The organism is Streptomyces sp. NPDC054813 (genome assembly GCF_053611365.1).
In genome coordinates this window covers 342,798-347,815 of the sequence record NZ_JBSHAF010000001.1, presented here as the reverse complement: position 1 = coordinate 347,815, position 5,018 = coordinate 342,798, and the positions used below count along the sequence as shown (strand labels likewise).

General features: G+C 73.0%; 8 protein-coding genes and 1 pseudogene. 6 read left to right on the top strand and 3 right to left on the bottom strand.

Annotated elements, in window-relative coordinates; all coding sequences use genetic code 11:
• Positions 1-463 (top strand): HAD hydrolase family protein (locus ACWGJB_RS01510; protein ID WP_453378252.1); only part of this gene is annotated, 463 nt, incomplete at its 5' end.
• Between the two features lie 116 nt (positions 464-579).
• Here ACWGJB_RS01510 and ACWGJB_RS01505 read toward each other — a convergent pair.
• Positions 580-741, bottom strand: a pseudogene (locus tag ACWGJB_RS01505) (SDR family NAD(P)-dependent oxidoreductase); the annotation flags it as partial.
• Between the two features lie 61 nt (positions 742-802).
• On the bottom strand, positions 803-1,690 hold the full coding sequence (locus ACWGJB_RS01500; protein WP_453378251.1) for an SDR family NAD(P)-dependent oxidoreductase: 888 nt from the start codon (positions 1,688-1,690) through the stop codon (positions 803-805).
• A gap of 71 nt (positions 1,691-1,761) precedes the next feature.
• Between ACWGJB_RS01500 and ACWGJB_RS01495 the strand changes: the two genes are divergently transcribed.
• Positions 1,762-2,694 (top strand): LysR family transcriptional regulator, encoded by a 933-nt coding sequence (locus tag ACWGJB_RS01495; protein ID WP_453378250.1) that lies wholly within the window; start codon positions 1,762-1,764, stop codon positions 2,692-2,694.
• Positions 2,695-2,707: 13 nt separating this feature from the next.
• On the opposite strand, the gene ACWGJB_RS01490 is transcribed toward ACWGJB_RS01495, so the two are convergent.
• Positions 2,708-3,178 (bottom strand): Dps family protein, encoded by a 471-nt coding sequence (locus ACWGJB_RS01490; protein WP_450757721.1) that lies wholly within the window; start codon positions 3,176-3,178, stop codon positions 2,708-2,710.
• A 182-nt stretch (positions 3,179-3,360) separates the two neighbouring features.
• Here ACWGJB_RS01490 and ACWGJB_RS01485 point away from each other — a divergent pair, with 182 nt between their 5' ends.
• The 4 genes from ACWGJB_RS01485 to ykgO all read left to right on the top strand — a co-directional run bounded on the left by ACWGJB_RS01485 (position 3,361) and on the right by ykgO (position 4,890).
• Positions 3,361-4,134 (top strand): sulfite exporter TauE/SafE family protein, encoded by a 774-nt coding sequence (locus ACWGJB_RS01485; protein ID WP_453378249.1) that lies wholly within the window; start codon positions 3,361-3,363, stop codon positions 4,132-4,134.
• 103 nt (positions 4,135-4,237) lie between these two features.
• On the top strand, positions 4,238-4,402 hold the full coding sequence (gene rpmG, locus ACWGJB_RS01480) for a 50S ribosomal protein L33 (protein WP_046728127.1): 165 nt from the start codon (positions 4,238-4,240) through the stop codon (positions 4,400-4,402).
• Between the two features lie 70 nt (positions 4,403-4,472).
• Positions 4,473-4,733, top strand: coding sequence for a type B 50S ribosomal protein L31 (locus ACWGJB_RS01475; RefSeq protein ID WP_362560805.1), 261 nt, complete (start codon positions 4,473-4,475; stop codon positions 4,731-4,733).
• A 34-nt stretch (positions 4,734-4,767) separates the two neighbouring features.
• The gene (ykgO, locus tag ACWGJB_RS01470; RefSeq protein WP_046728129.1) at positions 4,768-4,890 is read left to right on the top strand and encodes a type B 50S ribosomal protein L36; all 123 of its coding nucleotides are present in this window, start codon (positions 4,768-4,770) and stop codon (positions 4,888-4,890) included.
• Positions 4,891-5,018 lie beyond the last annotated feature (128 nt).

Here is a 5,018-nt window from a genome sequence, read left to right as displayed (position 1 = left end):
CGCGGCCGGGGCGGCGCCCGCGGCCGTGGAGTCGCCCCCCGCGCCCCCCCCATACCCTGGCCCCCACGTGAACCCCCCCCCACCCCCCGCGGGCCCCCACGACGTGATCAAGGTCGCGCTCTTCGACTTCGGCCCGGCCGAGCGCACCACCGCCCCGGCGCTGGCCGGCTTCGCCGGCACCCACCAGGTCGTGGTCTCCGGGGAGCACTGGGTCGACGTGATGAACCGCACCGCCAACAAGGGCACCGCCCTGCGCGGCCTCCAGCGCGAGCTGGGCATCACCCCGGCACAGACCATGGTCTTCGGCGACTATCTCAACGACCTGGAGATGCTCGACGCCGCCGAGTGGTCCTTCGCCATGGCCAACGCCCACCCGGACGTCATCAGCCGGGCCCGCCACCTCGCCCCGTCCAACAACGACAACGGCGTGCTGCGCACCGTCGCCCGGGTCCTGGGCCTCTGAGCCGGCTGAGGTGCGGCCGTTGCGCCGGACCAGGACGGTGATCCCGCCCCGGGCGAGGGTCAGCCGGCGAGGAGTTCCTCCGACAGGTCCCACAGCCGGCGGCCGTTGTCCGGGTCGACGGTGACCTCCGCACCGGTCGAGGCCAGCGCCCGGGCCGTCTCCGCACCGATGCCCGAGGAGGCGCCGGTGACCACCGCACGGCGGCCGGTGAGGTCGATGCCCGCCGCGACCTCGGCGGCCGTGCTGGAGAAGCCGAAGGGGGTGCTGACGGCGGTCATGGCGGAACTCCTTGCTGGGTGCTGCTGGACGGCGCCGTGCTCGACGTTCATGGTTCGACGCTCATGGCTTGACCAGGCGGTCCTGCTCCACCGGGGGTGTGCCGTCGTGCCAGGGCAGGGGCTTGCCGAAGCGGACCAGCTCGCCGTACAGGGCGGGGTCGACGTGGTCGGCGAAGACCAGGTCGAGGACGGCGCGGGCGGCGTCGGCGGGGGACTGGGCCTGGCTGTAGTCGCTGAACCAGGGGCGGGAGGTGGCGGTGTCGACCATGCCGGGGCAGACCGAGGCGATCAGGGTGCCGGAGGCCAGGTCCTGCTCCCGGCGTTCGGCGGCGAGGGCGCGGACGGCGGCGACCTGGGCGACCTTCGAGGGCACGTTCAGCCACACGGGCCAGCCCGCCTCGGTGGCGGTGTGGTGGTGGACGGCGCTGCGCCAGGACTCCACGGCGTACTCGACCTGGTCGAGGCTCGCGCCGTCGAAGAGGTGGTGCAGCCGGGGGTCGAGATGACCGAGCGTGCCGAGCGAGCTGGCGACGACCAGCAGCCGGCCGCCCGGGCGCAGGACGGGACCGAAGGAGCGCAGGAGCGCGTGCGTGGCGGTGTTGGAGACGTCGATGAACTCGTCGGCCCGCTCCGACTGCGACTCGTCGGGCAGCACGCGGGCGACCGCGTTGGAGACGACGATGTCCACCCCGCCGTGGCGGGCGCGGAGTTCGACGGCGAGGCGGGCGATGGCGTCGGTGTCGGTGACGTCCAGGACACGGCCCTCGACCCGGGCGCGGGTACCGGGCAGCCGGGCGACCTCGACGGCCGCCTCCGTCACGCGCCGCCGGTCGCGGCCGGTGAGCAGGACCAGGTCGTCCGGGGCCAGCCCGGTGGCGAGGCCTTCGACGAGGGCGCGGCCGAGGCCTTGGTTGGCGCCGGTCACCAGGGCGATGCGGGAAGTCTTCATGCCCACCACGCTAGGAACGCCGGCTCCATGAGTCCAACGAAAGTTCGGCACGGCTGGTATGCGTAAACGTCATGGACTTCAACGATGTGTCGCTGACCGCGCTGCGGGTCTTCCGCGCGGTCGCAGAACAGGGCACCTTCACCGCGGCCGCCGCCACGCTCGGCTACACCCAGTCCGCGGTCTCCCGGCAGATCGCCGCGATCGAGCGGGCGGCGGGCGCGGAACTGCTGGAGCGACGACGCGACGGAGCGCGGCTCACCCCGGCCGGACGGGTCGTCATGCGGCGCGCGACCGTCGTCCTCGACGAGATCGAGGCGACCGCGCGGGAGCTGTCCGGCCTGCCCGAAGGGGCCGGGACGGTCCGGCTGGGCTGGTATCCCACCGCGGGTGCCGTACTGGTGCCCCGGGCCCTGACCACGCTCCGCCGGACCGACCCCGGACTGCTGGTCACCGGGCGCGAGGGCACCACCCCGGCGCTCGTCCGCGCCCTGCGCGCCGGGAGCCTGGACCTCGCGCTGATCGCGTCGGCGCCGCCGTTCCGGGCGCCGGACGCGGAGTCACCGCCGCTGGCGCTGCAGACCCTCACCGAGCGCGCCCTGTGCCTCGCGCTGCCGACCGCCCATCCGCTGGCCCGCGGCGACTTCGTCGATGTGGCCGACCTGCGCGGACAGCGCTGGATCGCCGGCCCCGCGGCCGGCGAGGACCGGCTGATGGGGGTGTGGCCCGGGCTGGACGAGCGGCCCGAGATCGTCCACACCGCCCGTGACTGGCTGGCCAAACTCCATCTCGTCGCGGCCGGCTGCGGGTTGACCACCGTACCGGCCGCCCTCGCCGCCGCCGCGCCGCCGGGCGTACGGATCCTGCCGGTGCGCGGCGGACCTCAGGAACAGCGGCGCCAGCTGCTGGCCCGGCTGCCCCACCCGCCGACGGAGGCGGTCACCCGCGTGGCGGCGGCCCTGCGGACGGCGGCGCTCGAAACGGACGTACCGGAGGGGCCCAGGTGAGCCCTGCCGGATCTCAGTTGTTCTCGGCCGCGAACATCCAGCGCTGCTTCTCCAGGTCGGCGGTGACGGAGATCAGCAGGTCCTGGGTGACCGGGTCGGCCTCGTCGGTCGCGGCGATCCGCTCGCGCAGCCGTCCGATCGCCGCCTCCAGCGTCCGCACCATCAGGTCGACGACCTCGTCGTCCCGGAGCCAGCCGTCCTTCGTGCCGGGCAGCGAGAAGGCCGCGGCGATCGTCTCGGGGCGGCCGTCCGGCGCCACGCCCAGCGCGGCGGCGCGCTCCGCGACAGTGTCCGAGTAGGTGCGCGCGGTGGCGACCACCTCGTCGAGCTGCAGATGGATCGAACGGAACCGGGGCCCCACGATGTTCCAGTGCGCCTGCTTCCCGATCAGCGACAGCCCGAGCAGATCCACCAGGGTCTCCTGGAGGGCGGTCCCGGTGACCCGGAGCGCTCCTTCGGCCAGCGTGCTCTTCACCACGGTCATTGCGTGCGATTCCCTTCGTCGTGCTGTGGTCGCGGGTCGGGTGCCCGTGCCGGGCAGGCGCAAACGGGAGGGGCATCTGTGCCGTGGCGGTCCGCACCGGTCAGAGGGCCGCGGGTCCGCGGGTCGACCGGTGAGACGGCACCTACCGGATCGGCTTGTCCGGACATAACATCGGTCCCCGCATGAACACCATGACCCTCTGGCACATATCCGGCTGGGAGTTCGCCGCCCTGGCCCTCGCCGCGCTGCTCGTCGGCTTCTCCAAGACCGCCGTCAGCGGGGCCAACACCGTCAGCCTCGCCGTCTTCGCCGCGATCCTCCCGGCCCGCGCCTCCACCGGCGTCCTGCTCCCGATCCTGATCGCGGGCGACGTACTGGCCGTCGCCACCTACCGCAGGCACGCCCACTGGCCCACGCTGTGGCGGCTGTTCCCCGCGGTCGCGGCCGGCGTGGTGATCGGCACGCTGTTCCTGGTGTGGGCCGACGACCAGGTCGTACGGACCTCGATCGGCGCGATCCTGCTGCTGATGGCCGGTGTCACCCTGTGGCGGCGCCGCAAGGCCGACCGCCCCGACGACCCGGACGCGGTCACCACCCGGGCCGGCCGGCTGAAGGCCCGTTCGTACGGCGTCCTGGGCGGCTTCACCACGATGGTCGCCAACGCGGGCGGCCCGGTGATGTCGATGTACCTGCTGTCGGCGGGCTTCCGCAAGCTCGGTTTCCTGGGCACCTCGGCGTTCTTCTTCCTGATCGTGAACGTCTCCAAGGTCCCCTTCAGTGCCGGCCTCGGGCTGATCGACGGCCATTCACTGCTGCTCGACGCCGCGCTCGTGGTGTTCGTCGTGCCCGGCGCGCTGATCGGCAAGTGGGCGGTGAACCGGATCAACCAGCGGTTGTTCGAGCAGCTGGTCATCGCGGCGACGATCGTCGGCGGCCTCCAGCTGCTCCTGCGGTAGCCGGTCCGGAACCCGGGAATGCGACCGGGGGAGGCGTTGTTACACCCATCGTGATTGACATGCTCGGATCACTGATCTCGGGTGTGGGCGAAGGGAGAACCTCATGGCACGCAGCACCGCGCGTCCCGTCGTCAGGCTGAAGTCGACGGCCGGGACCGGAGTCACCTATGTGACCCGCAAGAACCGCCGCAACGACCCCGACCGGCTGGTCCTGCGCAAGTACGACCCGGTGGCCGGCGCGCACGTGGATTTCCGCGAAGAGCGCTGAACCGCCGAGAACGACCGGGCCCGAACCCTCCGGAACCACCACCGGAGCGAGGCCCCAGGAAGGAAACCCCATGAAGCCCCGCATCCATCCCGACTCCCGGCTCGTCGTCTTCCGTGACCGTGCCGCGGACGTCGCGTTCCTGACCCGCTCCACCGCCGACTCGTCCCGGACGGTCGAGTGGGAGGACGGCAACACGTACCCGGTGATCGACGTCGAGGTCTCGTCCGCGTCGCACCCCTTCTACACCGGCAGGTCCCGGGTCCTGGACAGCGCCGGCCGGGTGGAGCGCTTCGAGCGCCGCTACGGCCGTACCGCCGCCGCCCGCGGCTGAACCGGCCCGCGACCGACACGAGGAGAGCAGAACCATGAAGGTACGCAAGTCCCTGCGCTCACTGAAGGCCAAGCCCGGCGCCCAGGTGGTCCGCCGACGCGGCGTGGTCTACGTGATCAACAAGAAGGACCCCCGCTTCAAGGCCCGCCAGGGCTGACGGGAGTCGCTTCCCAGGACGGCCGCCCGGCCCCGCGCCGGGCGGCCGTCCCCCGTCCCGGCCCCGCCCACCGGGCCCGGTCGCGCGCCCCAAGTCCGCCGGCGGGCTCATGACCGGCGGCACCACCC

Bases quoted from the DNA above. Each gene is read 5' to 3' on its own strand.
- ACWGJB_RS01500 (WP_453378251.1), bottom strand. From the start codon at position 1,690: ATGAAGACTTCCCGCATCGCCCTGGTGACCGGCGCCAACCAAGGCCTC.
- ACWGJB_RS01490 (WP_450757721.1), bottom strand. From the start codon at position 3,178: ATGACCGTGGTGAAGAGCACGCTGGCCGAAGGAGCGCTCCGGGTCACC.
- ACWGJB_RS01485 (WP_453378249.1), top strand. From the start codon at position 3,361: ATGAACACCATGACCCTCTGGCACATATCCGGCTGGGAGTTCGCCGCC.
- ykgO (WP_046728129.1), top strand. From the start codon at position 4,768: ATGAAGGTACGCAAGTCCCTGCGCTCACTGAAGGCCAAGCCCGGCGCC.
- ACWGJB_RS01495 (WP_453378250.1), top strand. From the start codon at position 1,762: ATGGACTTCAACGATGTGTCGCTGACCGCGCTGCGGGTCTTCCGCGCG.
- rpmG (WP_046728127.1), top strand. From the start codon at position 4,238: ATGGCACGCAGCACCGCGCGTCCCGTCGTCAGGCTGAAGTCGACGGCC.
- ACWGJB_RS01475 (WP_362560805.1), top strand. From the start codon at position 4,473: ATGAAGCCCCGCATCCATCCCGACTCCCGGCTCGTCGTCTTCCGTGAC.